24 protein-coding genes are annotated in these 26,945 nt (G+C 59.3%); 10 read left to right on the top strand and 14 right to left on the bottom strand.

What is annotated here, in order from left to right; genetic code table 11:
- Positions 1-3: 3 nt before the first annotated feature.
- The 6 genes from JNK74_06190 to JNK74_06165 all read right to left on the bottom strand — a co-directional run bounded on the left by JNK74_06190 (position 4) and on the right by JNK74_06165 (position 9,544).
- Positions 4-2,613 (bottom strand): DEAD/DEAH box helicase, encoded by a 2,610-nt coding sequence (locus JNK74_06190; GenBank protein ID MBL7645768.1) that lies wholly within the window; start codon positions 2,611-2,613, stop codon positions 4-6.
- Between the two features lie 96 nt (positions 2,614-2,709).
- Positions 2,710-3,531, bottom strand: a complete 822-nt coding sequence (locus JNK74_06185) for a hypothetical protein (protein MBL7645767.1) — start codon at positions 3,529-3,531, stop codon at positions 2,710-2,712.
- Positions 3,532-3,814: 283 nt separating this feature from the next.
- Positions 3,815-5,374: a hypothetical protein gene (locus JNK74_06180; protein MBL7645766.1), complete on the bottom strand. Its 1,560-nt coding sequence runs from the start codon at positions 5,372-5,374 to the stop codon at positions 3,815-3,817.
- Positions 5,375-5,518: 144 nt separating this feature from the next.
- Positions 5,519-6,613, bottom strand: a complete 1,095-nt coding sequence (locus JNK74_06175) for a hypothetical protein (GenBank protein ID MBL7645765.1) — start codon at positions 6,611-6,613, stop codon at positions 5,519-5,521.
- Positions 6,614-6,914: 301 nt separating this feature from the next.
- Positions 6,915-7,985 carry a family 10 glycosylhydrolase gene (locus tag JNK74_06170; GenBank protein MBL7645764.1) on the bottom strand — a complete coding sequence of 357 codons (1,071 nt, stop codon included), beginning with the start codon at positions 7,983-7,985 and terminating at the stop codon, positions 6,915-6,917.
- Positions 7,982-9,544: a hypothetical protein gene (locus tag JNK74_06165; protein ID MBL7645763.1), complete on the bottom strand. Its 1,563-nt coding sequence runs from the start codon at positions 9,542-9,544 to the stop codon at positions 7,982-7,984. Before JNK74_06165 ends, JNK74_06170 begins: the two co-directional genes overlap by 4 nt.
- Positions 9,545-10,258: 714 nt before the next feature.
- On the opposite strand from JNK74_06165, the gene JNK74_06160 reads away from it, so the two are divergent.
- From JNK74_06160 to JNK74_06150, 3 genes are all read left to right on the top strand, one after another.
- Positions 10,259-10,657: a hypothetical protein gene (locus tag JNK74_06160; protein MBL7645762.1), complete on the top strand. Its 399-nt coding sequence runs from the start codon at positions 10,259-10,261 to the stop codon at positions 10,655-10,657.
- Between the two features lie 94 nt (positions 10,658-10,751).
- Positions 10,752-11,876 (top strand): hypothetical protein, encoded by a 1,125-nt coding sequence (locus JNK74_06155; GenBank protein MBL7645761.1) that lies wholly within the window; start codon positions 10,752-10,754, stop codon positions 11,874-11,876.
- A gap of 28 nt (positions 11,877-11,904) precedes the next feature.
- Positions 11,905-12,462: an antibiotic biosynthesis monooxygenase gene (locus JNK74_06150; GenBank protein MBL7645760.1), complete on the top strand. Its 558-nt coding sequence runs from the start codon at positions 11,905-11,907 to the stop codon at positions 12,460-12,462.
- Between the two features lie 29 nt (positions 12,463-12,491).
- Here JNK74_06150 and JNK74_06145 read toward each other — a convergent pair whose 3' ends face one another.
- Positions 12,492-13,115, bottom strand: a complete 624-nt coding sequence (locus JNK74_06145) for a GNAT family N-acetyltransferase (protein ID MBL7645759.1) — start codon at positions 13,113-13,115, stop codon at positions 12,492-12,494.
- A gap of 135 nt (positions 13,116-13,250) precedes the next feature.
- Between JNK74_06145 and JNK74_06140 the strand changes: the two genes are divergently transcribed.
- Positions 13,251-13,619: a cupin domain-containing protein gene (locus JNK74_06140; GenBank protein ID MBL7645758.1), complete on the top strand. Its 369-nt coding sequence runs from the start codon at positions 13,251-13,253 to the stop codon at positions 13,617-13,619.
- 8 nt (positions 13,620-13,627) lie between these two features.
- Here JNK74_06140 and JNK74_06135 read toward each other — a convergent pair whose 3' ends face one another.
- On the bottom strand, positions 13,628-14,026 hold the full coding sequence (locus JNK74_06135) for a hypothetical protein (GenBank protein MBL7645757.1): 399 nt from the start codon (positions 14,024-14,026) through the stop codon (positions 13,628-13,630).
- Between the two features lie 328 nt (positions 14,027-14,354).
- On the opposite strand from JNK74_06135, the gene JNK74_06130 reads away from it, so the two are divergent.
- Positions 14,355-16,229 carry a sigma 54-interacting transcriptional regulator gene (locus JNK74_06130; protein MBL7645756.1) on the top strand — a complete coding sequence of 625 codons (1,875 nt, stop codon included), beginning with the start codon at positions 14,355-14,357 and terminating at the stop codon, positions 16,227-16,229.
- Positions 16,230-16,414: 185 nt separating this feature from the next.
- Here the strand turns inward: JNK74_06130 and JNK74_06125 are convergent, their stop codons facing one another.
- Positions 16,415-17,083 (bottom strand): hypothetical protein, encoded by a 669-nt coding sequence (locus tag JNK74_06125; protein ID MBL7645755.1) that lies wholly within the window; start codon positions 17,081-17,083, stop codon positions 16,415-16,417.
- 480 nt (positions 17,084-17,563) lie between these two features.
- On the opposite strand from JNK74_06125, the gene JNK74_06120 reads away from it, so the two are divergent.
- The 3 genes from JNK74_06120 (at position 17,564) to JNK74_06110 (ending at position 20,756) form a co-directional block, all read left to right on the top strand.
- A complete protein-coding gene (locus JNK74_06120) occupies positions 17,564-19,084 on the top strand; it encodes a hypothetical protein (GenBank protein ID MBL7645754.1) in 1,521 nt (506 codons plus the stop codon).
- A gap of 186 nt (positions 19,085-19,270) precedes the next feature.
- Positions 19,271-20,296: a C1 family peptidase gene (locus tag JNK74_06115; protein ID MBL7645753.1), complete on the top strand. Its 1,026-nt coding sequence runs from the start codon at positions 19,271-19,273 to the stop codon at positions 20,294-20,296.
- A gap of 22 nt (positions 20,297-20,318) precedes the next feature.
- Entirely contained in the window at positions 20,319-20,756 is a 438-nt protein-coding gene (locus tag JNK74_06110; protein MBL7645752.1) for a hypothetical protein, read from the top strand.
- A gap of 19 nt (positions 20,757-20,775) precedes the next feature.
- On the opposite strand, the gene JNK74_06105 is transcribed toward JNK74_06110, so the two are convergent.
- From JNK74_06105 to JNK74_06085, 5 genes are all read right to left on the bottom strand, one after another.
- Positions 20,776-21,150, bottom strand: a complete 375-nt coding sequence (locus JNK74_06105) for a hypothetical protein (protein ID MBL7645751.1) — start codon at positions 21,148-21,150, stop codon at positions 20,776-20,778.
- Positions 21,151-21,248: 98 nt separating this feature from the next.
- The gene (locus tag JNK74_06100) at positions 21,249-21,983 is read right to left on the bottom strand and encodes a hypothetical protein (GenBank protein ID MBL7645750.1); all 735 of its coding nucleotides are present in this window, start codon (positions 21,981-21,983) and stop codon (positions 21,249-21,251) included.
- Between the two features lie 275 nt (positions 21,984-22,258).
- The gene (locus JNK74_06095; GenBank protein ID MBL7645749.1) at positions 22,259-23,356 is read right to left on the bottom strand and encodes a hypothetical protein; all 1,098 of its coding nucleotides are present in this window, start codon (positions 23,354-23,356) and stop codon (positions 22,259-22,261) included.
- Positions 23,357-23,405: 49 nt separating this feature from the next.
- Positions 23,406-23,675, bottom strand: a complete 270-nt coding sequence (locus JNK74_06090; protein MBL7645748.1) for a hypothetical protein — start codon at positions 23,673-23,675, stop codon at positions 23,406-23,408.
- A gap of 293 nt (positions 23,676-23,968) precedes the next feature.
- Complete coding sequence (locus JNK74_06085) at positions 23,969-25,408, bottom strand: ISNCY family transposase (protein ID MBL7645747.1); 1,440 nt, start codon at positions 25,406-25,408, stop codon at positions 23,969-23,971.
- 42 nt (positions 25,409-25,450) lie between these two features.
- Between JNK74_06085 and JNK74_06080 the strand changes: the two genes are divergently transcribed.
- Together JNK74_06080 and JNK74_06075 are read left to right on the top strand one after the other, a co-directional pair.
- Positions 25,451-25,987: a CDP-alcohol phosphatidyltransferase family protein gene (locus JNK74_06080; GenBank protein MBL7645746.1), complete on the top strand. Its 537-nt coding sequence runs from the start codon at positions 25,451-25,453 to the stop codon at positions 25,985-25,987.
- Positions 25,984-26,940, top strand: a complete 957-nt coding sequence (locus JNK74_06075) for a phosphatidate cytidylyltransferase (protein ID MBL7645745.1) — start codon at positions 25,984-25,986, stop codon at positions 26,938-26,940. Before JNK74_06080 ends, JNK74_06075 begins: the two co-directional genes overlap by 4 nt.
- The last annotated feature ends 5 nt before the right edge of the window (positions 26,941-26,945 follow it).

Genomic DNA, 26,945 nt, shown 5'->3' with positions numbered 1-26,945 from the left:
TTCCTACACCCCCACCGCCGCCTCCCGCCGCACGTGGCGCACCGCTTCCGGCTCCAGCGCCAGCACAAAGCCGCACTTGTTCCTTGTCTCAATGAGGCGGTCCTCCCAATCCGGACAATGCTCCCGAACCCGTTGCAGCAAGGTTCGCTTCTGGTAGTGAATCTGGTTCTGCTCCACGATCGTCTCCCCCCAGAGTTCGGTGTAGATTGTCTCGTAGGGCACGCAATCCCCGGGGCTCTCCGCGAGCAGACGAAGCAACTGGAATTGCTTCTTCTGAAGGGGGATGGCCCGCCCTTCGAGCCGGACCTCGTTGGGCCGACGCTCATCCACCACAAGGATGGGCCCGTCTCCGGCGAGGAGTTCCGAGAACACGGGGGCGGTGCCCGCGGTCCGATTGGCGGCGGCCCACGCGCGCAACGCGGCCACGTGCTCCCGCGGCACGAGGCGCTGCAAGACCGCGTCGGAGGTCTCCAGGACCGCATCGGCCTCATCCAGCCCCGCGTCCGCAAGATTAAGGCATTCGCTCCGGCTCAGCCCAGTCGCCACGGCCAGATCCGCTCGCCCGGGGCTCAGTCCGAGGGCCACGCGCCGTGCGAGGATTCCCAATCGCGACGTCGAACCCATTTCCAGCCCCAATGCCATTGTCATGGCGTCGGTTGCGTCCAGAAGCCAGCTCAGTTGCGCCGCAGCCGCAAGAATCTGCCCCGCCATCGTGTTGTAGCGCTCTTCAATGGTGCACACGGGTGCCTCCGCCAACCAGTCCATCAGAAAGAGGGTCACTTTGATAGCCCGCACCTCTTCGAAAAAGGGCTGGAGCCGCGAAGCGCGGATGCGGTTCAGGGGCACATCCGCATCGCTCGGCTCGTCCCAGGTCAGCGCCTTGAGCTTGGCGGAGTAGTCCGCCTCGTCATACTCCCGGGTCGTAAGCATCACCTGGGCCTGACGTCCATCGGGCGTGCTCGCCAACGCCAGCAGCACATCCGCCTCGCACCAGGAGCGCGAGGACGAAGCGGCGATCCACGCGTGAATTTCCCGCGCCGTGGCCAGGGAGATGCCCTTGCTCGCCACGGCCAGGCCGAGGGGCGTCGCTTGAAGGAGCGCGTCGTCATCCGCGCTGAGGTCGGCGACCATCCCCGCTTCCACACAGCGGTGCAGCGCCGCGCGGACCCGCCCCGCCACTTCCTCCAGCGGACAAGTCTCGGCCCACACCCAGCGACCCGACAGGGTGCGCTCCAGCAAGCCAACGAGTTCACAAACCGAGCGGCAATGGCGCGAAGCCACGAGGCGCAGCACATGATCCTCCAGTGGAGATCGTGCGAGCTGTGGATCGATAACCTCTCGCTCACCCTCCACATATTTGCGCCAGCAGGCCTCTTGCTCGAAGGGGGAGGAGGCCACGAGAATCGAGCGGCCGAACTCGTGTCCCGCGCCGAAACGGCCCGCGCGCCCGCCCATGTTTTCATATTCCATGTGGAGCACGGGTGTTTTCCAGGGCATGCCCAGCCGCTCGTCGTAGCACCATTTTTCGGTGGTGACGAAAACATTGCGCGCGGGAAGGTTCAACCCGACAGCGAGGGTGCTGGTGGACACCATGATGAGGGCCTCCCCATTCCTAAAGGCCTCCTCCACTACGTGTCGCTCGTCCGGCGACAGATCGGAGTTGTGAAAAGCCACGCCGTGCTCCAGCACCGCGATGAGGCCATCCCGCGAGCGCGTGGGCTCCAGCAGTTCGAGCGCCGCGACGGCCTTCACTGCCGGCGGCAGGTCCACCTGCGCCGCGATGCGATCCGCGCCCCGCCGGGAGTCGTGCTTCGCGCGCACAAAGACGATGGAGCTCTCGCCCCGCCTGGCAAAGGTCTCCACATTCAGGAGCAGCGCCTCCTCCGCGGATTCGCTGCACGCGTCCACCAGCTCCTCAACGCCTTCACCCGGCCTGTTGTAGGTCCTGTAGCGAAAGCGCCCCTCATGGAGCACGCCGTAGCGCAACTCCACGGGGCGCTGGTCCGATTGAAGCAAGTCCGCCCCCATCCACTGCGCCAGCTTCTCCGCACCGCCGATGACCGCCGACAGCCCAATTAACCGGCACCGTCCCTGCAACAACCGTGTGAGCAGGAGCTCCACCCCGGCGCCCCGCTCAGAATCGGAGAGGATTTCCAGCTCATCCGCAATGACCAGATCGATCTCCACACCGCGCTCCGGTCGCCGCACCAGGAGCTGGGAGAGTTTTTCATAGACCACGACGGCGATGGAGAAATCACCCCGTTCCAGATCGCCATCGAAGTCCCGATGGTCCCGGGTGGAGATGATGACCTTGAGGCCGTAGGCGGAGTACTTTTCGGAGAAGGAGCGGTACTTCTCCTCCGCCAGCGCCTTAAGCGGTACCAGGTAGACCACCTGTTTCTGCCGCAGCGCCGTATGGATCGCCGCCATCTCGCCCACAAAGGTCTTGCCCGAGCTCGTGGGCGCCTGGATCAGCAGGTTGCCCCCGCCAAAGAGGTCCTTGCGCTTCACCGCGGCCTCCTGGAGCGGCAGCAACTCCCCGCTTTCCGTCCGCCGCCACAGATCCACCACCGCCTCGGGAATGTCGTAACGAATCAACCCTTCGATTTTCATAGCGCCTCCCTTTCAGGTTTAAAGGAAGGATACTGGAAATTCATTCAGGTGTCAAGGGCTTTTTGTAGAACGAAGGACCTAAGGGACGGAAAGGACTTAAAGGACGGAAGGACCAGGGTATAGATCCCCGTATAACGCTGGTCGCCGGTCACCGAACAAGTCATTGCGCCCCGCGATGAGCTTGCTGTCGGCGCAGGCCGGATCGAGCGTGGCAACGCCCAGCGATTCACCGTCTGTCGCCGCACTGACGAGTGTCTCGCCTTTCGTGTTCAGGATCTGGCTGCCGCCGGTGAAGGTGAGGCTGCGGTCGGTGCGCGCTTCGGTCCCGATGCGGTTGCACGTGATCGTGTGCACCGCATTTTCCAGGCTGCGGGCGAACATGGCGCGCTGGCACCAGGGCAGCACCAAGTTGCTCGGGTGGGCGATGATCTGGGCGCCGGCCAGGGCCAGGCAGCGTGCCGTCTCCGGGAAAAACCAGTCGAAGCATATCATCATGCCGATACGGCCCGCCGGCGTGTCCACCACGGTGGGCGGCGCGTCGCCGGGCAGGAAGACATCCTGCTCGCGGTTAAAGAGGTGGATCTTGCGGTAGTTGTGGGCCGCGCCACCGGGGCAGACCAGCATAGCGGAATTATAGCAACCTTCGGGCGCGCGCTCGGCATAGCCCGCGACGATCACGGCATCGCGCTCGCGGGCGAGTCCGCAGAGAAGCGAGGCGGTGGGGCCGTCTTGGAAGGGCTCGGCGAGAGCGTGTAGCTCGTCGCGGTCGCGGAAGTCGTAGCCGGAGAAAGCGAGCTCGGGCAGCACCAGTAGGTCGAAATCGGGCGCATCGGACAGCAGTCGACGAACGGTGGCGGCGTTGGCGGCGTGATCGCCAAAGGCGACTTCGTATTGGAGAAAAGAGGCGGTGATGGACATGGAATACCTCGTACAGGAGAAAGAGTTCAATCGTAACAGGACACCATCAACACTTAATGAGGTGGGCCGAAGGTGGGTTAAGCTTCCAGCTTGACACAAAAGCGACGATGCTGTTGGAAGGACCACTGCGTTTTGTTGGACAGATTGTGGACGATATACACATTCCTGGGGCCGCTTTCCACCGACATGCGCTTCGTGTCAAGCTGGAAGCTTAACCCACATTCGGAACCACAAGCTACGCCAAGGATACTCCTTCGACCTGTGGCTCATGGAAAACTGGAATCTATTCCGAGGGGCGAATGACGAGACTGCCTGTCTCGGCACCTTCTGGAACCACCACTTGGACCTCAGCCCAGTTGCCTGCACTATTCATTACAGCGGCGAGCCCGTCTGTCTTGAGTTCGAGCGTCTTTTTGGACCACGCTTCCGGGAAGCGAATACTTATGCTGAGTCCCGAGTTGCCATCGTAGGTCGCTGAAAAAGACGTGTCCGTGAAGCGATAGTCAAGTCTCCGCCCTCGCCAGGCGAGGGTTTGGCCGAAGCCCTTCTCCCAATAGTCCGCCGGCACATTCGGCGCCAGCGCAACCGAACCGTCGAGGCGATACACCACACCCATCACAAAGCGCTGCACCACGCGGATCAGGTTGGCGGGATACTCGCAATACTTCTCCACCCCGAATCCGCCGTCGGCGTTGTACCGCTCGCGCCAGTAGTAGCCATTTTCTCGGCCCACCTTGCACACCGCGCGAATGGCGTCCGCGAGGCCATCGGCATCGCCCATGTTGGCGCGGGCATGGCACTCGATGTACCACACGCGGCCCATGGCGGCGAGGTCCATGCGATCGTCGTGGCTGAACTCCCAGGACTCGTAGGTCTCCGGTAGCGTGGCGATGCCCGTGGGCACGCCGGCGTAGCGAAACTTCATTTCGTGCTGAAGCTGGGGCCACAGCTTCGCCTTCTGCTCCTCGGTTGCCACCTTCATGGCAATGGCGGTCCAGTCGGTGTCGGTAAGTCCGTGATTCGATATGGCGCCATGTTGCGGGTGGATGTACTCCGCGAAATGCTCGCTCGCCCAGAACTTCGTCTGGAAGTGAGCCTCGACACGTTCCGCAAGTACGCGCCAGCGTTTCGCGGCGTCGCTGTCGTCCGCGATCTCGTTGAGGTCCGCGAGGCGGCGATAGGCATCCACCGCATGGCCCTGGGTCACGCCATCGTACTCCACGCGCGTCGGCCGCTCCACATAATAGCCCGCGCCGCCCACCGCGCCTTCGGGCGTGGTCATGCCCGCGAGATAGTCGGCCGCGAGATTGACCGACGGCAGGTTTTCCTTGAGCCAGGCAAGGTCGCCCGTGATGCGATAGAGCACATCGGCATTCTGTATATACGTCGTGTAGCCCAGCGCGCGCAGGGGATTGTCCGGCACCCAGTGCGTGTAGAGACCCCCATTGGGATCGACCGAAATGCCGCCTTCCGGCGGACCAATCGGCTTTCCGGCGGACGCGGGCAAGATGGCGAAGGGGAGTTGTCCATCGGGGCGCTGGAAGGACTTCACATAGTTCCAATTCAGCTTCACGGTCTCTACCTCGCCAAGATAGAGCAGCGCATCCGCCATCTGATGCCCGTCCAGCGCGGGAAAGGTGTTGCCATGGCCGTGGCCGATGCCATCGGCACAGACGGACCAGTAGCCGGGAAAGATAGCGGGGTTCACTGCGGCAAGGACGTTCTGCGTGGCGGCGGCTTCGTAGGCGGCTGCAGTTTCGGGATCGGGGAGATCAATGCGGGGGGAAACGGGTGCTTCCGCACGGGCTATCGATGTAGCAAAGGGCACGAGGAAGAGAACCACGAATGAACACGAATAGACACGAATAACGAACCTACACCTCGTCCTCATAGTGAACGTTTCAGCGGGCAAACTGCGCAAAATCATCGCGCGATGTGCTCCTTCTTCCCATTCGTGTGAATTAGTGTTCATTCGTGGTTTAGCTCCCTATTCCGCTGGATTCACATTGCCACGCCGGTGCTCCACCGTCGAATTCTCCATGATGTTGTCCTTGATTATAATTGGCTTCTGCGCCTCCGTTTCATCCGCGACGATCAGGGTCACATTTTCAAAGACATTCCCCGTCACCACGGCATTACCCGCCGTGATGTAGAGCGGCAGCGGCGCTTCGTTCGCATTGAAAACGCTATTGCCCGTGATGGCCGTCTCCGTGCCGCGAATATCCATCGCGCGGCCCATTTTGCCTCCCTTTTCCACGCGGATGACGTTGCCGTTGATCGCGTGGTGCTTGGAGTTTGACCAGGTGCGGAAACCAATGTCGATATCGCCGATAGGGGTTACGTTGATGATGTTGTCCGCCATGATGATGTGGTTGCCCCGATCCGAGCCAAAGGCCACGTGGGTGCGGCCCGTGATCTCCGCATAGTTCCCGCGCATTTCGCCGGGCCCGGTGAGTATCTCCACCACGTCGGAGGTGGCATTCCCCAGGAAGTTGTCCACCACGTTCATGTTCGGGCCTTCAAGCATGATGCCCAGGCGGCGCGCATTCACCACATGGCAGTTGCGGATGGTGATGTCGTGGGTGTCCTCGCCGCTGGGTCCGCCGGGGAAGGTGCGATAGGCCTTGATACCGCAAAACTCAAAACGCGCGTGAGAAACGTTTTCAGCGCCCTCGCCGAGGGGGTTGCCGTCGCGATTGGCGTCCACGTAGAGATCGCGGATGGTGACGTGGCCCACGCCCATGCCGATGATACGGATGACGTTGGTTTCCTGCTCCGGGGCCTGGATGAGCTTCGTGGAGGCGCCCCGGCCTGCGAGCGTCACATTGCTGCGCTCGATAAGCACGCCGCCGAGAGCGCCCTCCACACGGCGGATATCGAAAGTGCCTTCGGTCAATTGCACCGTGCCGCCGGACTCAGGCAGCGCGCGGATGGCCGCGTTGATTTCTTCCTGATCTCCCTCCCCATCCGCTACATAGTCGGCGGCGGCTTTGACCTTGTCCGAGGCATTGTGCGCGGCTACGACAAGGGTGTCTGCGAATACCGGAAGGCAGAGAAACGCGAGGGCGAGTAAACGTAACATGGGGCACTCCAAAGACTGATACGGTTCACGACTTGGCTGGCGAATAAGCGAAACTCAATGGAGTATAACCAAAACGAGGCACGGGATCGCATCACAGGGACAGGGTCGGACCCACGACTTGGAACGCGATGTTAGTGTCGATTGGCCAAAGGCACCAAATCCAGGGGCGCGTGTACAAGGTCCGGGCCTGTCCTGTTGTATGACGTAGCGACGTTAAACTACAGGACAGGCCCGCCCGTTGCGAACATGTCGTCTGTACGGTTGCATTGGGTTGGTGATTGGGCGTATCCGCAACGCGAAGTCATGGGGGCGACCCTGTCCCTGAGAGCTCACCCAGGGTATTCAACGTAAAATACGCCACACCCTCGATACCCGCTTCCTTCGCGGCGGCGATGTACTCCGGAATCTCCGAGGCCGACTTGATCTTACCGTGACTCGTCACCACGCCGAGGCAGAAGGTGAATCGCGCATCGCTCTCTTCCGGTTTCACGAGCGCACGGGCGTCCGCGAGGCGCTGGCGAAATACTTCCAAGTATTTCTCGCCATAGTTGTCCGTGTAGCAATAGCCGGAAACATTCACGATATCGAGATAGCCCGCCTTCGCCCAGTCGGCCCAGCGCTGCCCCACGTAATGACCGCTGGCCACGTGGGGCCCCCAGCAATAAAGCGCCAGCGTCGTGTCTGGCAGGGCGGCCTTGATATCCGCCATCAGCATCGTGAGCTGGGATTCTTTGAAACGCTGCCAGGGTGTGTCGCCGCGATCCGTGATGGCGTGTTTTCCGTCCGGATTCGCCGCAGCGAAGGCCGCCGCACCGACGGGATCGAGGTCCACGGGCTTGTTCGGGTAGCGCAGATAATCCAGCAGCACACCCTCGAGTTGATAGCGTGCCACGACCTCCTTCAGCATCCCGGTGATCCATGCACGCGCCTCGGGATTCGCGGCGGAAATGTAGCCGCCGAGTGCGCCGTCCTTCTCGCGCAGCGCCCACTCGGGATGTCTTAACAGAATGCCCGCGGGCGCATCGTGTCCACAGATCAGCACGGGTACTGCGGGGTATACGGTCAGGCCTGCGGCCCGCGCCGCATTGATATAGGCCCCGAGCGCGTCCCAGTCGCCATAGAGCGATTCGGGATGATACGTGCCGGGGTAATACGAGCGGCCCGACGAATCCGCCGCATAGGGCATAAGAATATTGAGCCCCGCGCGCTTGGCATTTGCAATGCTCTTGTCAATATCGGCGAGGCGCTTCTCCAACGAGTCGCCGGGAATAGCCACGCGGTGAAGATGTACATAGGCCGCGCGGAACGGTGCTTCGGCATAGGCGGACACGGTTGATAACAGTGCCGTCACCAGAAGGATGAAGCGAATCATCGATCCACCGCCGCAAAGGAAGTCAGCGACACGGTCCCTGTGCAGGGCCCGTAGACGCCATTGGCGAGGGCTAGATTGTCCTGATTGAACGTGCTGAGATTGGGCGTAGAACTGATTTCCGCATTACCGATGCCAACGCCATCCTGGGAGATAAGCATCTTCCCTTCAGCCATGGTGAATGTCAATTCAGTCTTCTCCTTCCACGTGAACGGCGCAGCCACCTGCCCTGGTGCGGTGAGCTTGTGCACCACGCCATACTCCGCCACGGCGGATTCCGGAATCACCGCCTGGACTTCCGGAATCCAGGGCGTGCCGCCTTTGTTCATCGTGGCAATGTACATGGAATCGTCAAAATTGCTCAGGCTGACGATGCGCTGACCCCAGGCGTTGTACGCGGGTGGCTTATCCTTCATCGCGCGAGCGTAGGGCTCCTGATCTTCGATGCTCAATTCGGGTTGGGTGAAGACCCGCGTGACGAAGGTCCAGGTTCCTGCCTCATGGTCAAAGCGCCACAACTCGCCCCAGGGCCACACGCCGACATACAGATAGCCGCCATAAATGGCCAGCGTCTGGGCCTCGCGCGCATTCGCCGACACGCCCTCGGGCACGGGAATCGCCGGTTCGAAAGGTTTCAGGCCCTCTTTATCGTATTGGAAGAGAGAACCGGTCGGGTATTGGCCGATGAGCACCTTGTCGTAGAAGCGGATCATGCTGTAGCCCTGCCAGCTCTTGCCGTCGGTAACGCGGTGGGTCGTCAGTTGGCCATCGCGATAGCTGTAGAACTCGCCCACGTTCGTGGTGATGAGTATCTCGCCGTCGTAGTTGCCCAGGGTGAACACGCTGCCGACAATGGGGAAAGACTTCGCGTTTTCCAAGGCAATCGTCTCACCGGGTTTCCAAGGCGCGACGTAGAGCATGTCGGGTTTCACATGGCAGACGACCATCTGGCCGTTCACATAATAGTAGCGCCCCGCGCCGAGGGTGGAGGTATAGATCGCCTCGCCGTTGTACGTGATGCGCTCGTTCTCAAAGATCAGGCGACCGTTGTTGACAAACTGCACACCGCCATAGGTTTCCGCCTGCGTGGCCCATTCGGCATCAATGGGTTTCCAGCCGCCATTGCTGTCCGGCGTGAGGTAGGGCGCGCGTCGACCGTAATTCCCCACCGCTACCAGCGTGTCGCCATCCACCTGGAGGCGCGCGGCGTTGTTATCCGATCCAAAAGGTTTGCCCAGGGGCGTGACGGTGGCTTCGGGCGCGGGGGATTTGTAGAAAAAAACCAACTGACGGTTATTGTCGCGCATGTACGTCGAATGCGCATCGTCGAAGCCCGCGCCGAGAATCATCCCTTTCTCTCCGAACTTGAGCTCGAAGAGCGTACCCACGCCCTGGCCGCGATCGGGGCCGGGTTGGAAGTTGAGTGAAATCGATACGCTTGGGTTGTCGAAATTGCCCGCATTGCGGACAGTCACGCCCGATCCGACCTCAACATTCTGCAACTCGGCGGGACACAAGCCAGCGAGGGCAAGGGCGACAGTGACGGCCAACAGATAGCGCATGGATTACTCCTTGATTGGGAGGGGACGGTGCAATGGGTACAACACACGCCTAACGATAGGGAAAGCCTGGGCGCCGGGTCAACTCTGGGGGGGAAGGGCCCCGGAGCATTGAAATAGCTCCCAGGGCCAATAGTATCCACAATCAGCGCCACTCGACATCGCGAGACTTACCGCGACCCTCGCGGGTACCGTGACACCAGGAGCGGCGCCAACGTGGCTTAGGCTTCCAGCCTGAGACAATGTCTACGCTAGCCACCAAAGTGCGCCTCAATCTGTTGGTGTACCGAGATCACTAAACACAAGACTCGGTGTCTTGACCAATGCAGGCACTGTCTCAGGCTGGAAGCCTAAGCCACGTTGGCGCGCGATTACCTTCCGCGTTGGCATGCAGATGATAGGGTTGTGCAGTGAACGCAGGTTCACAGTCCACCTCGAATGAATCGGCGCGCTGAATGGTAATCAAGATGTGCCACACATCTTGAGCCCGGTGTGCCACGATTCCATAAGACCCATACGACCCATACGACCCATAAGACCCATAAGACCCATAAGACCCATAAGACCCATAAGACCCATAAGACCCATAAGACCCATAAGACCCATAAGCACTCCCTCATCAACTTTGAACTATCAACTATCAACTGGAAAAAATGCTACACTCTCCCTGAAGCACGGCAGTTCCATCAGAAAATCGGTCACCACGAGGGCAACCACATGAGTATCAGCCAAGTCATCATCGGCACCTACCCGGAGGCCACAGCGGCCCACCTCGCCCGCGTGCGACTCGACGCCGAGGGTATTGAATCGTGGCTTGTCGACGAAAACTTCGCATCGACCTACCCCTTCTACACGCAGGTGATTGGCGGCGTGAAGCTGGCCGTCCGCGAGGACGATGCCCTCGCCGCGACGAGCGTCATTCAAGGCTTGGACGCCACGCAGCAAGCGCGCTACCAACAGAATCTCTCCCAGTGCCCCATGTGCGGCTCGAAAAACGTGGGGGAGAACGCCATGCGCTTCTTCTGGCTTCTGTTATTGACGTTTATGACCTGCGGGCTGTATCTCCCACTTTTCTATCGGCGCCACAAGTGCCAGGATTGCGGGCGCGTATGGTAGATGTGTGCGATAGCATTCTTTGCGTCTTCGCGCCTTTGCGTGGCATTCTGCTTTTCGCATACATAGGGGCTGGACCAGTTGTGAGGACTACACAGTGAGAATACTCTTGGTTTTACTGCTCGTGATGGTTGCCGTTGTTTCGGGCACCCAATCCCACGCCTGTTCCATGTTCACCCTCGTCCGCGACGGCATGGTGCTCATGGGCAATAACGAGGACTACGTCGAACCGGGCTATGTCTGGTTTGTCCCCGCGGCGGAGGGGCGGCTGGGGCGGGTCAATTTCGGTTTCAAGGATCGTTTCGCCCAGGGCGGCATGAATGAAAAAGGCCTCTGTTTCGATGCCGCCGTGACCGCCGAGGTGCCCTGGGCGCCCGACCCGGCAAAGAAAGATACGAAGAACCTCCTCGAACTCATTATGGACACCTGCGCTACGGTGGATGAGGCCGCAACCCTTTTCGAGGAGTACAACTGCAGGCACCTCGCCGGCGGACACTTCATGCTGGCCGATGCATCGGGGGCGTCCATCGTGGTCACGTGGCTCCCGGAGTCGGGCCTGAACATCGTGCTGCGCGAGGGCGACCATCAGCTCATCACCAACACCCGCCTGGCGGCCTCGGGTTTTCGTTGCGAGCGATTCGTGCTCGCGGAGCGCGTGCTGCGCGGTGAGCCGGGCGCGCCCGTGGACGTGGCAAAGAAGGCCCTGGACACCATCCACCAGCGCGGCCCCAAAGCCTTCACGAGCTATTCCAACATCTTCGATCTGAAAGCGCGCAAGGTGCACGTATTCAATCTCGCGAACTACGACGAGATGATTACCCTCGATCTCGCCGAAGAACTCGCAAAGGGTGAGCATCGGAATGCGCTGAAAGATCTTTTCCAGCACAGCCCGAAGCTGAAAAGCATCACCAGCGCCACGCCCCGAGTCTATGACACCCGCATCCAAATGTCCGACGAAGCGCTGACGCCCTTCCTGGGGCGCTATTCGGTGCTGGACGGCAAGACCATCATCACCATCGAGCGCGGGGAAGCGGGGCTGCTGCTGAATCCCGGCACGGGCAAGTCAGCCCACCTTTTCCCCGAAAGTGAAACGACTTTCCGGATTGTGGAGGGCGGCCAGATCACCTTTACGCGGTCGGCAGCGGGCGCGGTGGACGGGTTTGTCATGTATCGGAACGGCGATCACAAGGGTGTGCGGCTGTCCGGTGACTTGTCCGAGTAAAACGCAACGCAGACCCCAGGAGTGCGCAATGGAGCCGGTTCACGTAGCCATTACCCGATTGGTACAACCCGGAAAGGAAGCGGCGTTTGAGAAGGCCATGTATGCCTTCATCGAGCGTTCCATCGGCGTACACGGTGTCACCGGGGTACACCTGCTGCGGCCGGCGCCCGGCGCGGACAGCCGCGAATACGGCATCCTGCGCTCCTTCGAAAGCCGCGAGGCGCGCGACGCGTTCTACGCTTCCGACCTCTTCGCGGCGTGGGAAGAAGAAGTCGCGCCCCTGGTCGAGAGCGGCTGCAGCAAGCGAGAATTGCACGGACTCGAAGCCTTCTTTCAGCGGGGGGCCATTGGCGCACCGCCGCGATGGAAAATGGCGCTGCTCACATGGATGGGGGTGTTTCCCTCGGTGGTGGTGTGGTCCGCGATTTTACGCCCACCGCTCCACGCCTTGCCCGTGGTCGCCACCACCGCCGTGATCACCGGCTTCGTGGTGTTGACGCTGGCCTGGGGCGTGATGCCCGTGTTGACGAGAGCCTTCGCCCCATGGCTGAGGGCGGGCGACGCGTCGCCCATTTCGATGAAATAGTCAAAGCGCGCCAAGTCATACATTTCTATTCACAATTCCAGCTCCATCCGCCGGTGATCCGCCACCCGGCCCGCCGCGTTGACCAGCCTGCTCGGATTCTCCTTCACCACGCGATAGCCCAGTTGCGTGTAGAGCGCCTGAGCGCGGGGATTCTCCGCGGAAACGTCGAGCGCGCACAGGGTAGCGCCGAGGTCACGGCCTTCCGCGTGCATGTGCGCCATGATCCGCCGCCCAATGCCCCGGCCGCGCAGCGCGGGCAGCACGGCGACATTGCCGATATAGAACATATCCTGGCGCGACGGCGGCACGATGATTTTCTCGATTTGCAGCCCGCGCCGGATGACGCGGACAGCCCCGATGAGGCCATAGCAGTGAAAGATATGCCCCACGGCGGGCCAGAGAAAAGCCTTCGCCATGGCCCCGGTGTAGCCGACGGCCGTGCCCACGACTTCGCCATCCAGCTCCGCCACGCGATGGTAGCGCCAACTGAATTCGCCGCGCTCGCTCTTGAAAGCGTGGGCGATGAAGCCCTCGGCTCCGAGGCGTGTGCGATGGGAAAAGACAAAGTTGAAGGCGCTTGGTCCCGCGCTGAAGATAAGCGGTGCGGCCTGGGCCGCGTCTTCGCGGCGGGCGGGGCGAATTCTCACGGTCATGGCGCGTTCACCGGCACGGAGCTTTCCCCCGAGACTTGGCAACCAGATTGCATCGTCGCGGGTCTTGTTCTATAGTTGTGGAATGCATCCGCCGTAGGCGGGCGGATTCCCGTTATGTGAATTGGAGCGAGCGCCATGCCCAAGTATATCCCCTTTCCTTCCATCAGCGAGGCGGCGGGCAACAAGCCCAAGATCATCCGCGAGTATGTGGGGCTGGCCAACACCGGCACCGAGCACCTCAGCATCGCCCACATGAAGAGCCCTTCCGGCTGGGTGGAGCCGGGGCAGCGACCGGAGTTCGCGGAGTATACCGTAGTCCTCCATGGCCAGCTCCACGTCACCGACGAATCCGGCGAGACCGCCGTGGTCTCCGCGGGCGAGGCCATCATCACCTACAAGGGCGAGTGGATACAATACAGCACCCCCGGCGCGGAGGGCGCCGAGTATATCGCCGTGTGCATTCCCGCTTTCTCGCCCGACACCGTTCACCGCGACGGCGAATAGCCGACGTTTCACTTCCCTTCGATGTTTCGCGCGGGGCCAGGCTGCCCGGCCTTGTCCGCGAGGGCGCGGGCCGCGCGATCGCGAATCTGATCCAGCCCGGAGGAGGCCAGCACCGCGCCGCCCACAAGGGTGCCGCAGATGGGGAAGGGCAGGCCCACCACAATACCGCCCAGCAGGCCCTTGAAAAGCGCGCGGCTCCAGCGCTCCCGCGCCCAGTGGCGCTGAATCAGGCAGGTGCCCAGGCCGCCCACGGTGAAGCCCAGCACCACCGCAATCGGCAACGCCACCGCACCGGACACCACGGCCCCGGAGAAAAGCAGCCAGTCCAGCCCCAGGATCAGCCCGCCTGTGGCCGGGTGCAGAAAAGAGCCTCCGCCGTATTCCTGCTGCGATTGTTTCGTATCCATCCACGTACCTTCAGGTTAAGGGGAACTTCAAACCGAACCCCAGTATAGCGCTGGCGGCACTACAACGGGGAATGGTGGAATATTCACCCGTCGGACGCGGTGGCGGCACGCATGGCGTTGATGTCCTGTAGTATAAAGTTGCATAACACGCTAAAAATGGTAATACTTAGAATCCGGTAGTTGTTTCAGCGCAACAGTGGGGCCTTTTCGGCAGCACACGCGGAATTTCACGCCGTGTCCAAGGGTGTCCTACCCGTCCGGGGGACGACCTCGGGAGTTTCATGGACAGGGGCGCGCGGCGCGCGGGTTTCAAGGTGAGGAAGAGACCATGGGTTGGATTCTGACAGCGAAGTCTGGGGTGCATCGAGGTGTCCACTGGGCGATCGCGCCCGAACCCCTGGTTATCGGGCGGGGTCTGGGCTGCGATATCGTCATCAGCGATCCCGTCGTCTCGCGACGCCACTGCCGGGTCTACCAGCGCGACGACGCCGTCCACGTGGAGGATCTGGGCAGCAGCCACCTGACGCTCATCAACGGCGAAGCCGTGGAGAAGGGTGTCGTCGGTCCTGGAGACACCATCACCCTGGGCAACGCCGTCTTCATGGTTACTCGGGGCAAGGCGCCGGCCCGGCCGCCCGCCGGCAGCGAGCTGGGCGATGTCACCCTGAGCCTTTTCGATCACGCCGTGGAGTTTAACCGCGAAGACCTCTCCGCCACCCTGCTGGAGGGTAAGCCCCAGTCCCTCGCGGGTCTGGTGGAACTCTTCAAACTTGGTCGCGCCCTGAGCCAGTGCACCCGCCGCGCCGAACTCCACGAGCACTGCCTGGCGGCCATCGCACAGGCCCTGAGTCCCGACAGCACGGGAATCGCCTTGCGCGATGCGCCGCCCAAGGCCGCCAACCCGGATGCCGCCCCCCAGGGCCCCATCCACTGGCACCCGGAGCATATCGACCGCGACGGGTGCTTCCTCTCCGCCCTGGATAAAGTCCTGGGTGACAGGAAGGCTTTTCTCACGCCCATCCGCACCAAAGAGCAGGGGGCCCGGCGCCTGGACCTCATCATGGCCGCGCCCCTCTGCATCGGCGGGGAAGCCATCGGCGCGTTCATCGTCCGCAGCGCCGCGCGACAGCGCCCCTACGACGAAAGCGACCTCCACCTTTTCTTGTCCGTCGCACAGATTGCCGCGCCCTACTACAAGACCCTCGGCCACGTGGACGCGCTGAAGGACGAGGTCGCCGCGCTGGATGAAAGCCCCGCCGGGGGCTGGCCGCTGCTGGGCAAAAGCCGCGCCATCAAAGAGGCCCGGGGCCTCATCCGCGACATGGCCCGCACGCCGCTGAATGTCCTCATCACCGGCGAGACCGGCACGGGCAAAGAGCTGGCCGCTCAAATGCTCCACGAGGGCTCCCCCCGCGCCGCCGGACCCCTTATCTCGGTCAACTGCGCGGCCATCCCCGATCACCTCTTCGAGAGCGAGATGTTCGGCCACGAAAAAGGCGCCTTCACCTCCGCCGACAAGAAACGCCTCGGCCGATTCCCCCTGGCCCACCAGGGCACGCTCTTTCTCGATGAAATCGGTGAACTCTCCCTGGAAAACCAGGCCCGCCTCCTCCGCGTCCTCGAACGGGGCGTCTTTCACCCCGTCGGTGCCGAGCGCGAGTCCCACGCCGACGTCCGCGTCATCGCCGCCACCAACCGCGACCTCAAACGCGCCATCCACGACGGACGCTTCCGCCGCGACCTCTACCACCGCATCTGCGCCGTCGAAATCGAGCTGCCGCCCCTCCGCCAGCGCCCCAGCGATATCCCCCTCCTCGCCCAGCACTTCTTCCACGACTACACCACGCGCAACAAGCAGACCCGCCTCGGCATCAGCCCCGAAGCCATGGAACGCCTCGAAAAAGCGCCCTGGCCCGGCAACGTCCGGGAACTCCGCAACGCCATCGAGCGGGCCACGGCCCTCGCCAAAGGCGAACACATCACCCCCCACGACCTGGCCTTCCTCAACCACGCCGCCCAGCCCAACGACGACCTCGACCACCCCCACGGCAACGCACTGCTGCCCCTCGCCGAAGTCGAGCGCAAGCACATCGTGAAAGTCCTCGAAGCCTGCGGGTTCAACGTCAGCGCGGCGGCCCGAGTGCTCGGCGTGCACCGGAACACGCTACACAACAAGATCGCGGAGTATGGGATCGGGGGGTAGGGGGTTCGAAGCGTTCGGCGGTTGCGCAGGAAGTCGATTGGTATCGTCATTCGGCCCGAAGGGCCAGCGCAGTTTCCAGCCCCAGGCAACGCCTGGGGATATGAGATCATCCCATTTATTCGCCCTGAAAGGGCAAGGCAGTTCCCGATGGAAGGTCTGCGGCGCCAAGTAACTGCACTGCCCTTTCAGGGCGAGAACGAGAGCTGGCTACTTTTCCCTGGGCGTTGCCCAGGGCTGAAAGCTGCGCTGGCCCTTCGGGCCGAATAAGCACGCCTCATCAGGTCAACTATTGAGCCGCGCCCAGGCGTGAGATAGGCCTGGTTGCGAAGGATGTACGGGGTACCTTCAACTTCCTTTCCCACATCCATGTGTACGGGCACGGGAACGGAACGCCTACCGGTCTCGCAAGGGCGCAGGGCGGTGTATCGCGACCTGACATAGGCCCTGCTGTGGCGAGGGTGACCCCACGGGGCGTCGTGACCCATGTGCCCGGCGCTGAGGGGGCGTTCGTCGTCCGCGTGTGCTTCCGAAAGGTGCTGCTTACCCTGGGGCGCGAAGATTTCTGGGAACTCGGCGAGGAGGACCTCCAGGGCGGTCGGGCGGCAATCCGACGCGGACGCCGGCGCCAGCACGGGCACCGCCTCAGGGGCGGCGTTCTCCCGCGTCGCGGGCGCCTGGGCCACGGATTCCGCCGGGACGGGAACGTCCACCGGCGCGGCGGGCGTCTCGGCCCGGAATCGCAGGCTCCGGAGATTCTCCAACGGCGTGGCGCGGGCTCGGCGCTCCTCCTCGGTCAGCTTGGGGACAAAGATCTTGGCTTTGTAGCGCGGGTCGTAGGGCTGGTTGATGGGCATGGTGGATCTCCGTGGTTGGTAGGATTCCGGGTGCGGGGCGTGATGGATCCCCCACTATAAGATAGGATGAGACGTTGCACTTTTGGGTGGGGAAGGGGTAGGCGGGGAGGGGGGGAATTCATGAGTAGTTCCCCATACATCGAGAAAGCCCCTTGAGATCGAATCCTACTCCGGACTTAAGACTGCGCGGCGCACAAATATTGTGCACTGGTTCTGCATGCTTTCGAGGCACTTGAATGTTTCAAAAGGGCGACTCGATTCACGACCTATGGCATGCGGACGCAAAAATGTAGTGGAGTGCGGCTGTGGTAGTTGATGTTCGGACTGCTTAATCCGCCCAAGCTTAGTCCCAGACAAGTACATTCTGGCTCGGCACACTTCCTGCTGTCCTGCTGCGGTGAAGTGCTATACAAAGAGGCGCACTGGCTTGACGCTTTCTCAACAAGACGGTCACTGTGCTTTAACTTGAGGAGTCAACAAATGAAACTCTCACGCCGTCTAATTCGCCTCGCGTCCACCACCATCGTCCCACTCGTCATTCTTGCTGGGTGCGCGAGCTTTAACGTCCGAAAGATACCCAATGAGTCGCAATATTCGGACGCGTACTGGAACGACAAGAAGCAGCAGCAGGCAGATCGGATAAATGGATTTCGCTACTACTTGCCGCGACCCTATGTAGCAGTCAAACAGGAGTTTCCAGTCTCTGGCGGCGAATTTTTTGTGACGGGTACGGTTTCGTCCGATGATGAGTTGATAAGCATAAATACGAAAAGTCTGAGTGAAGAGGGAAAATCAGCTTTAGGAACTGTTGGGGCTACAGACGCGGATGGATGCATCAGACTAAGCACTAGCTCGATTGGATTTGCCTCATTCTCTGGCGAGCAGGGACTGCTTCAGCGAGAGTCAGAAATGAATAGTAGTGCCGATTACAGTGCAGAACTGACGTCAACAGGGACACCCGCAAAAGCGATAGCGGCACAGGCCGAACACCTGGCAGCCACAGTCAGTCCAGGAACCATGGCGCCAGACTCCAAAGCGGTGAGTCTCTCAGCGACAATCGTGGCAAGCGCCCCATTTGTCGGGAAGTTGGCGAATGTACAATTGGCGCTCGTTCCACTTGATGCAAGCGGCGTACCCCTTCCGGCCGAAGCGATTCGGCTAACAAGCACAAAAGAGAACAAAGTATATGAAGCTGACAAATCGCCAGGTGAATACGCTGCGACCGCCGACAGGGACACGGTAAAAAGCGACAAGACGAGATACTTTGCAGTGGGAGTGATTATGAAAGCCACAGAACGCGGCAAGACCGAAGCCACGGAGGTGCTGTTTCATCGGACGGGATATGACCTTACAGTGATTGCGGCACCCGCCAAGAAGGGAGATGAAAACAAGGAAGACACTCCGCCCCTCTCCACCGTTACGGGTGAAACCTCAGGTGACCCTACTACGAGCCCGCTTATCAAACTCGATGGTAACAACTTCTTCGATGTGCTTCTTCTGCCTGACTTCGAGGAGCAGTATGCGATGAAGACGCGCGGAATAAAGCAAAGCGTCAACTTCGGTTTCGAAAATGGCTGGATGGTCGAGAAGGCGAACTACCAAGTCGATAACAGCAAGCTTGCCGAGTTCCTCACAACTACAGCCCAGAAGGTACTGAGCGCGGGTGCCGGAGGCGCGCCAGGACTCTTCGGGGGACTTGGAAAAGAGCTGATCGGTCAGACTCTAAAGGACAAACTCATGAACCTTAAGAGGCCGAACGGTTTGTCCCCCTCTTTTGAAGTATCTGAAGTGACTGCAGAGAGAACCGTGACTCTAAAGGTATCGTGGGTGGCGACCGCAGCCCCTGGACTCTATCCGATTCTAAAGCTTAACGAGAACTTTCGTGAACAGGCTTGGGAAAACCCCGAACACATCGAGATTCCGTTTCGCCCTTACACCCGCATTGCATTCAACGTGAAGCGAACAGTTGATATCACGGCAGTAGGCGTCGGTGCGCCGTGAGAAATTCTCACTTTCGGAGTCTTAGCAGAGTCGGAGCAATGTGGCGAAAAGCAAAGAACGACTCAACGCAGGGAGGTGCCGGTACACCATGTTCTGGATGACATAAGCTAGTCGGCAGTGAAATTCTCGAATAGAACCGAGTTGCCTGAAACCCCCTTAGCGACTCTCAACGATTGGAGCTTTGTAATGAAAGTAAGTGACGTCAAAGACCTCAGTGACTTCAAAGAAGCCTTGGAGGCTTTGGGTTTCAGTGGGGAAACCAGTTTGGAACAGTTTATCGGGGCAGCTCAAGTTGCCGGGCCAGAGTTGGCTAAATACTTGGGAGTATCGGTAAGCACATTGGTCAACACGGCGAATACGATCATGGGATCTGCGAATGCTATTCCCCAATCCGCACTGAACTCGATCAGTCACGCGACATATTCGTTGGGAGTTGCCATCGACCACGTGCCGTTACCCAGTACCGCTCCCAGTGTCATACTACCGCTCGCTACACCAGTGAGCAGTGTGAACTTGATACCGCAATTGCCTCCGGTACGCAACCAAGAGTCACGTGGCACGTGTGTCGCACATGCGGCACTTGCCGCTCATGAACATTTTCTGACGGTTGAGGGCGCTTTTCATGAACTTTCGGAACAGTTCCTGTATTGGAATTGTAAGCGTAATGATGGAATTCCCAACACTGAGGGAACTTGGCTGGCCGTTGCTCTTCCACTGCTTCAGCTAGAGGGAGCTTGCTTGGAATCTACGTGGCCCTATAATCCCACGCCCATTCCAGGCAATGAAGGGCAAGGTCCTCCACCAGGAGGAGCCCAGCTTGAAGCCCTTACCTATCGTGCGCCGACCTACAAGCGTATCGCGCCAACTTCTGTCTCTGATATTAAGAATGAACTGGCCAACGGGCGCTGTGTAGCTTTCTCCGTCCCGGTGTTCAATTCGTGGCTGAGAAGCCAGTGGGTGGCCTACAGCGGAGATATTACAATGCCAGTTCCGGGCGAAGTACGTTCGGGAGGTCACGCCATGTGTATGGTCGGTTATATAGACTTGCCAAATCCAGGACTTGGGGGAGGGCGATTTATCATCCGCAACAGCTGGGGAACAAACTGGGGCATTAACGCGTCCAATGGCGGCGTTCCAACGCCCGGCTATGGAACGATTCCATATGCCTATATTGACAGGATGGGCTCGGAGGCGTACTCTATCAGTAACTAGTCTCTTGTAGGGTAAGCTCGCCATGTACGATGATTTTGTGGTCACTCTGCCTCTGTCTGCTCAAGAAAAGGAGGTCATATATCGCCTGGGCGCGCCTAACGCAGCCGCGCTCTTGTCGATGATGCGAGCGACTCCCGAGTCGTTTGATGCACTACTCGGTTCGGAGCGCACTCGGGAGCTGCAGAACGTGTTGGAGGGTTCGGTCAGTCAAGCGGAAAGAGATATAGTTGACGCCCCGTTGGAACCGACTTTCTACACCGGTGCGCTCGTGGATCGAGAACCGCCGTCGATACCTCGACCCAGATTCAACGTCAAAGAAAGAGACTATCTTTTTGATCAGCTCCAACATTTGAGAAGCCAAGAAGAACACTCCGCAAGTACAAAGCAGCACATTACCGAGATCGAGCAAAAGCTGAACTCTATGTTAGAAGATCATAAACCTACCAAGGGCGAAGCTTAATAACTTCGCCCTTGGTGCTTCAATATCCGTGCCATACGATTATTTCCCGTTCCCAAGCGTCGTTAAGCTCCGCTTGGGAATGCGGTCCTCGGCGCTCCGCCCCGAAGATTTCAGGTTGAGGGCGCGTCTCATTTCCTCCTGTCAAGCCCTCATGCAGTCCAAACAAAAGCTCCAAGCGCTCGCGCTTAGTCTGGAATTTCACCCTCCGATAGCAGCGGTCTACGGCGCGGTCGAGGTACTGGTGGGCCTTTAACAGGGGAGCGGGCATGTAGAGCCGGGCGTAGAGGTCGGCGAGGGTGGCGCCGTTGTCGAGGTGGGGCTGGCGGGCGTCGAGGACGCTCTGGGCGTATTCTTCTACTTCTGACTTGTTCCCAAGCTCCGCTTGGGAATGCATGTTCCGAAGCTCTGCTTCGATCACCCGAAGTATAGTCTTGGTGAGTCCGGATGGACAGCGTGTTGCGGAGCGGAGCGTCGACGACTGCAACCCGGACCCTACTCCGATTGCTCTGTTCCAAGGTCAATACATGTGATGAGATTCTCCCAGTTTCTTTGTAGCTCATACTTCTGCGTCCGTCTCTCCCCGGTCGTGTCGACGTACTCTATTCGGAAAGTCGCAGTCGGCCAATTCTCCGGCCCGTTCCAGTTCGTTGTGCTGTTGTCCTTTGTAAAGGCTATAGAGAGTTTCGCTTCGGTAGGTAGGATGGGGCATGGATCCGTTATCAGCCCTCCCACTGTTATGCCCGACTCCAGGAATACTTTCACTTCAGTTACCATTGATCCGAGATTCGTTGCTGAGAATCTCCAGGCTTCGATGCCTTCGATGTGGTGGTCTCCATCGTGTCGTTTCCAAGGATACAAGGTAAGGGTCGCGGCCCGCCGTTCCCGTGCCTCGCGTGCGCACTTCTCTGATTTGGTTAGTTCCAATATCGCCTGCTGCGCCGCGGCTGTTTTCTCGAATTCTTTTCGACTCTTTTCCAGCTCCTCGAATTGAAGTTTCAATTCTTCGCGCTGCATGAGGACGGTGACAATGAGGGCCGCAAATGCCAATCCTGAGAACAGCGTATTGATTGCCCCGAACATGTCGCCGAACGAACCACGCTGCTGATCACCCTGCCAGGCCTGGATTCCAATGTACCCTCCAACTTGGACTATCAGCACGAAAGCTACTATCCAGCAAAAGGTTCGCAGCCACTTTCTCTCGATCGATTCTTGACTATCGTTCGCCATGTTCACCTTTTCTCCCATTGGATGCCTTTGTCTACCATTGCTGGTTCAATTCGTCATTTCCTCATACAACCCAAACAAAAACTCCACGCGTTCCCTTTCCGTATCGAATTTTCTTTGCGGTAGCAGCGGTCTACGGCGCGGTCGAGGTTCTGGTGGGCTTTGAGGAGGGGTGCGGGCATGTAGAGGGGGGCGTAGAGATCGGGGAGGGTGGCGCCGTTGTCCAGGTGGGGCTGGCGGGCGTCGAGGACGCTCTGGGCGAATTCTTCTACGCAACTTCACTCCTTTCTTACGAATTTCAACGACCTTGAAAGGTCCGTGGCCCATTCTTCATCGGCAGAGTCGGAAACTATATCCGTGCCATCAACACACTGCCGTCGCTCTAGTCTGTTTAGCGCCTCCGGAAATTGACCATTGAAACGTGGATGGCAGTAGAGTACCGGACCGTACACGGAGGTATAGCCAACACGGTAGGCGAGGATGCCCGCGAATGTAGGCTCAACTTCACTGTTGCCCGCGAACAACCCGCCATTTCTGAAATGAGAAATAATTCTACCCGAGGAATCGAACGATTCGGTCGTACGTCCATACAGCGCTGAATCAAAATCATCTAGTGCGTCATCCCATATGTATTGGACCGCGAGCAAAGCCGGTAGAGACTCGCCTATTTTCTGTTTTATCTGATTCCGCTTTTCCCGAAATTTCTGCTCAAGAATTGCTTCGAAATTAGAGAGGTAGGCAGCGGAACCTTCTGCCAAGACTGGTGGTGAATTACGTGGACGCGGGATCAAACGAAATCGAATGAGTCCGGTCGGAAGTTTGTCTTGAAGATACAGATCAACCCCGGGTTCGGGAGGTGGAAGGGTTGCCATAATCCTTTTGACCCTCGCCCTAAATTCACGCTTCGAATCGTTCGGACCAACGTTCGGAAGCTGAGCTATCATGACGCTCCAGCCATCGGGTACGAAGCTCTCAACGATGTCGGTCAACGGGTTTCGAAGCTTAAACTCTTCACCGAATGGAGCGTCAAAGTTTGGGCTAACAGCCTCTACAATTATAGTGCCATCCGGGAAGTGGGCGTGAAAATCGGGTCGTCTGCCACTGCTAAGCTGTTTTTCAACCTCAATCGTTGCCCCAACGGTCTGCAACGTGCGCCCGACGATTAACTCAAAGAACGCACTGAAATATCGGGAACAAAGCGCATCGTAGGTGCCCTTCTGGGCTTCGGCTGGTAGCATCGAGATGTTTTCATTCAGAAAACGACGTGTCTCACGGGCTCGATGTCTTGTGGAGCGAGCGAGATATTGGACTGGATCTTCACCTCTGCGCAATGCAGAGTCGTCTAGAGCGTTCGGCTCTGGAAACCAAATTTGCATGCCTTTTCTCGATTCTATTGGTCCGGTCAAGTTTTTGCCGTGGGTTCTCTCAGCAATTTGTCATCTCCTCATATAACCCAAACAAAAACTCCACGCGCTCGCGCTCGGTCTCGAATTTCTCTTTTCTGTTGCAGCGGTCCACGGTGCGGTCGAGGTTTTGGTGGATCTTTAACAGGGGTGCGGGCATGTAGAGGGGGGCGTAGAGGTCGGCGAGGGTTGCGCCGTTGTCGAGGTGGGGCTGGCGGGCGTCGAGGACGCTCTTGGTGCATTCTGAGACTTTGACGCGTTGGCGGATTTCGTTCCAGGATAGACTGGGCACGGATGGGGCTCCCCTTTGGTGATTGCCGGTTTATTACTGCTACAGAAGGGTACAGGATATGGGGGGCGGGCGCAAGGGAATTGAGAATTATGAATTACGAATTATGAATTAGTTTCTGTGTCGAATAGCCGTTTCTGGCGCATCCTTCGGAGTTTTTCTCATTCCTAGTTCAGTGTAGCTCTTCTGGATGGCGTCCATAATGCTGCATTTCGTCATCGAACGTCGATTTCCGACGCCTCGGGACGCATCCCTCCGTCGCCCCGCGTTAACCATTCAAAATCGAAGCCGATTTTCTATGTCTCTGCGAGCAGAACGAGGTTGTGGCAGAACACCGCACAGCCCACGCTCGACGCAAAATTCTTATAACCCTTAAAAAGGCATCGATTCAGCTTGAAGGCGCGTTTTAACACGGATATCGTCCCTTCGACACCGGCGCGGAAGGCTTGGCCTGCCTTGAACTCTTCACCGTGCTCTCGCTCTTCCTCTTTCTTGGTCCGCCGGCCCTTCTTGCAGATGGATACGGTCGTGATCTTCTTCTCAAGCCCTTTCAGTTGTTCGACACTCGCATAGAATCCTTTGTCGGCAGCAAGCGTGTCGGGTAGCTTGCCGAACAAGGAGCGATGGGCCTCGAGCGTCGCCTCCAAGAGGTCTTTGTCCTCCTCGCGCTCCGGCATCACTTTGTAGTGGGTGATGAACTTCTCGCCCGTCTGAGCGATCAACACCTTATGACCAAACTCGACCGGCTTCCCGGCCTTGCCCCGCTTCAAGAGTTCGGTGTGCTCCTCAAAGAGGCTGTAGACCTTCTCGTTCGAAGGAACAATCTCGCCATCGAATATGCGGCGCTGGGCCTGGTCGACGATTCGCTCGGCGACGGGGGTGTACAGGACAAGTTCCGACACCTCAAGGATTGCGTGCGCGAATAGCTTTTGAACTTCGTTGCTGATCCCGGCAATCCACGCCACCCGCTCTATGAGGAGTCGATAAGTGCGTTTCACCTGTCGCTGCGTTGCCTTGCTGCGGCTCTTGGCGTTGCGGGCGATGTAGAAGGCGAGTTTCTTGACCTTTTTGTCGTGGTAGCGGTGCGTAAGGCCCAATTTCGGGCACGCCTTTTGAAGGCGGCGCAGCGTACGGCACAGAACCCGGAAACTGTCCCACAAGAGCGAAGAATCGGTGGGGTAGTGAATATTGGACTCATACGCCGTCGAGTCCGTGCGCAACTTCTCGCCACTGATCCACGCCTTCTTCTTCGCGTGCCGCGCCAACGACTGGTTCACCGCATGCCAGGTTTCCCCTGACAACGCGGCAAAAGCCTTGCCCACAAAGGAAAAATCCATCATCGGCTTCGCGAAACCCAGCCCCACGAAGCTGCGTAGGAAATCACTATTCTCGATCCGAACCACCACGTCCCGGTAACTGTCCTGCTCCACAAACATCACCACCAGGCATCGTAGAATCTCTTCAGAAGTATAACCGCTGCAACGGCCCTTTTCAGAAGTCGAGAGCCATCGGCAGAAATCCGAATGCACCAAATCAAGCACCGCCGGGTTCGCCAGCAACAGCGCATTGATGGACCCGTACTTCTTGCGGTACGACGCCACCACTTTCGTCGGGCTTGACGGAAGCTCAAAATCCAGGTAAATTTGACGCACAGTCTTCATTCGCATGGCCTGCTCCTTTCTGTGATTGCCGTCACAGATGTTTTGTCCAAAGGGAGTAGGCCATTCGTTTATCATTTTGTCAATTCAGCTTTCCGCCACAGAAACTATCTATCCGTCGTGGCGGCGGCCCTGGCGGGGCTTTGTTTCTGGCAGGCGGCGAGTTATCCCTGGCTGCTGATGGCGGGCTCGTTTTTTTGCTATGCGCGGCTGTGGTTCAACATGCTCGATGGTATGGTGGCGCTGGCCTCTGGCAAGGCGAGCCTGAACGGCGAGATCGTGAATGAAGTACCGGACCGCGTGTCCGATGTGATGATCTTCGCGGGTGTGGCGCATAGTGGGTTGTGCCTGGTGCCTTTGGGCTATTGGGCGGCGATCCTGGCGGTGTTCACGGCGTATATCGGTATTTTTGGCCAGGCCGTTGGTGTGCAGCGGGAGTTCAGCGGCATCATGGCCAAGCCGTGGCGCATGGTGACGCTCCACATTGGCGCGACGATCCTGCTGCTCCAGCTTTGGGGCGGGTGGCATCTGCCCACGGTGTGGAATCTGACCGTGATGGACTGGACGCTGATCGTCGTGATTGCGGGCTGCCTGCAGACGGTTGTTGTTCGCCTGCGGCGTATCATCGACGCGCTCAACCGCAAGGCGGCGTCATGAATTTCCAAGCCGCGCTGCACGACCCGAGTGTTCGCTTCCTCGGCGGTTTCATCTTTGGCGCGCTCATTGTCGCGGGTCTGGCTTTGCTGCTGCTGAAGTACGCCCTCGGGAAGAACGTCACGTCCGTGTGGCGCATCTACCAGGGCTGGCTGATCATGATCCCGACGGTGCTGGCGGCCGTTTTGTTCGGGCGCGAGGCCACCATCACACTTTTCTCCATTGTGGCCTTCATCGGCTTTCGCGAGTTCGCCCGGGCCACGGGACTCTACCGCGACTGGTGGATGACGGGCTCGGTCTATGTGTCCATCGGCGCGATTTTTTTTATCGCAATCCTTACCGATCCCTACAATGGTCGCCCCGGCTGGTTCGGCATGTTCCGCACGTTGCCGGTCTATGCCATCGCGCTGATACTGACGATCCCGATTCTGCGCAACCGCAGCAAAGGCCAGTTGCAAATGGTGTCGCTCGCGATGGTGGGCTTCGTGTATATCGCGTGGATGTTTGGTCACTTGACCTTCCTCGCGAATGCCGACCGGCCCTACGCCTATCTGCTCTTTCTCATTGTGGCGGTGGAGATCAACGACATTGCGGCCTTCTGCTTCGGCAAGGCCTTTGGTCGCCACAAACTGCGCGACCAAATCAGTCCGAACAAGACGTGGGAAGGCTCTCTCGGCGCGCTCGCCGTATCCATGGTTTTTCCGTGGATCGCCGCACCGTGCCTGCCCCACTTTGGGTCACTGCAACTGATCATCACGGGACTCATCGTAGGCATCGGCGGGCAATTGGGCGATCTTTCCATCAGTGTCATCAAGCGCGACATCAACATCAAGGACACGGGCGCGCTCATACCCGGTCACGGGGGGATCCTGGATCGCATTGACAGCCTGATCTTCACCGCGCCCCTCTTCCTGCACATGGTGAACTGGTTCTACGGCCTCTACGGCGTGCGATAGGAGCC

The organism is Candidatus Hydrogenedentota bacterium, assembly GCA_016791475.1.
In the GTDB taxonomy this organism is placed as follows: Bacteria; Hydrogenedentota; Hydrogenedentia; order Hydrogenedentales; family JAEUWI01; genus JAEUWI01.
Note: the sequence above shows the minus strand (reverse complement) of the source record. Positions and strands in the feature narration are given on the sequence as shown.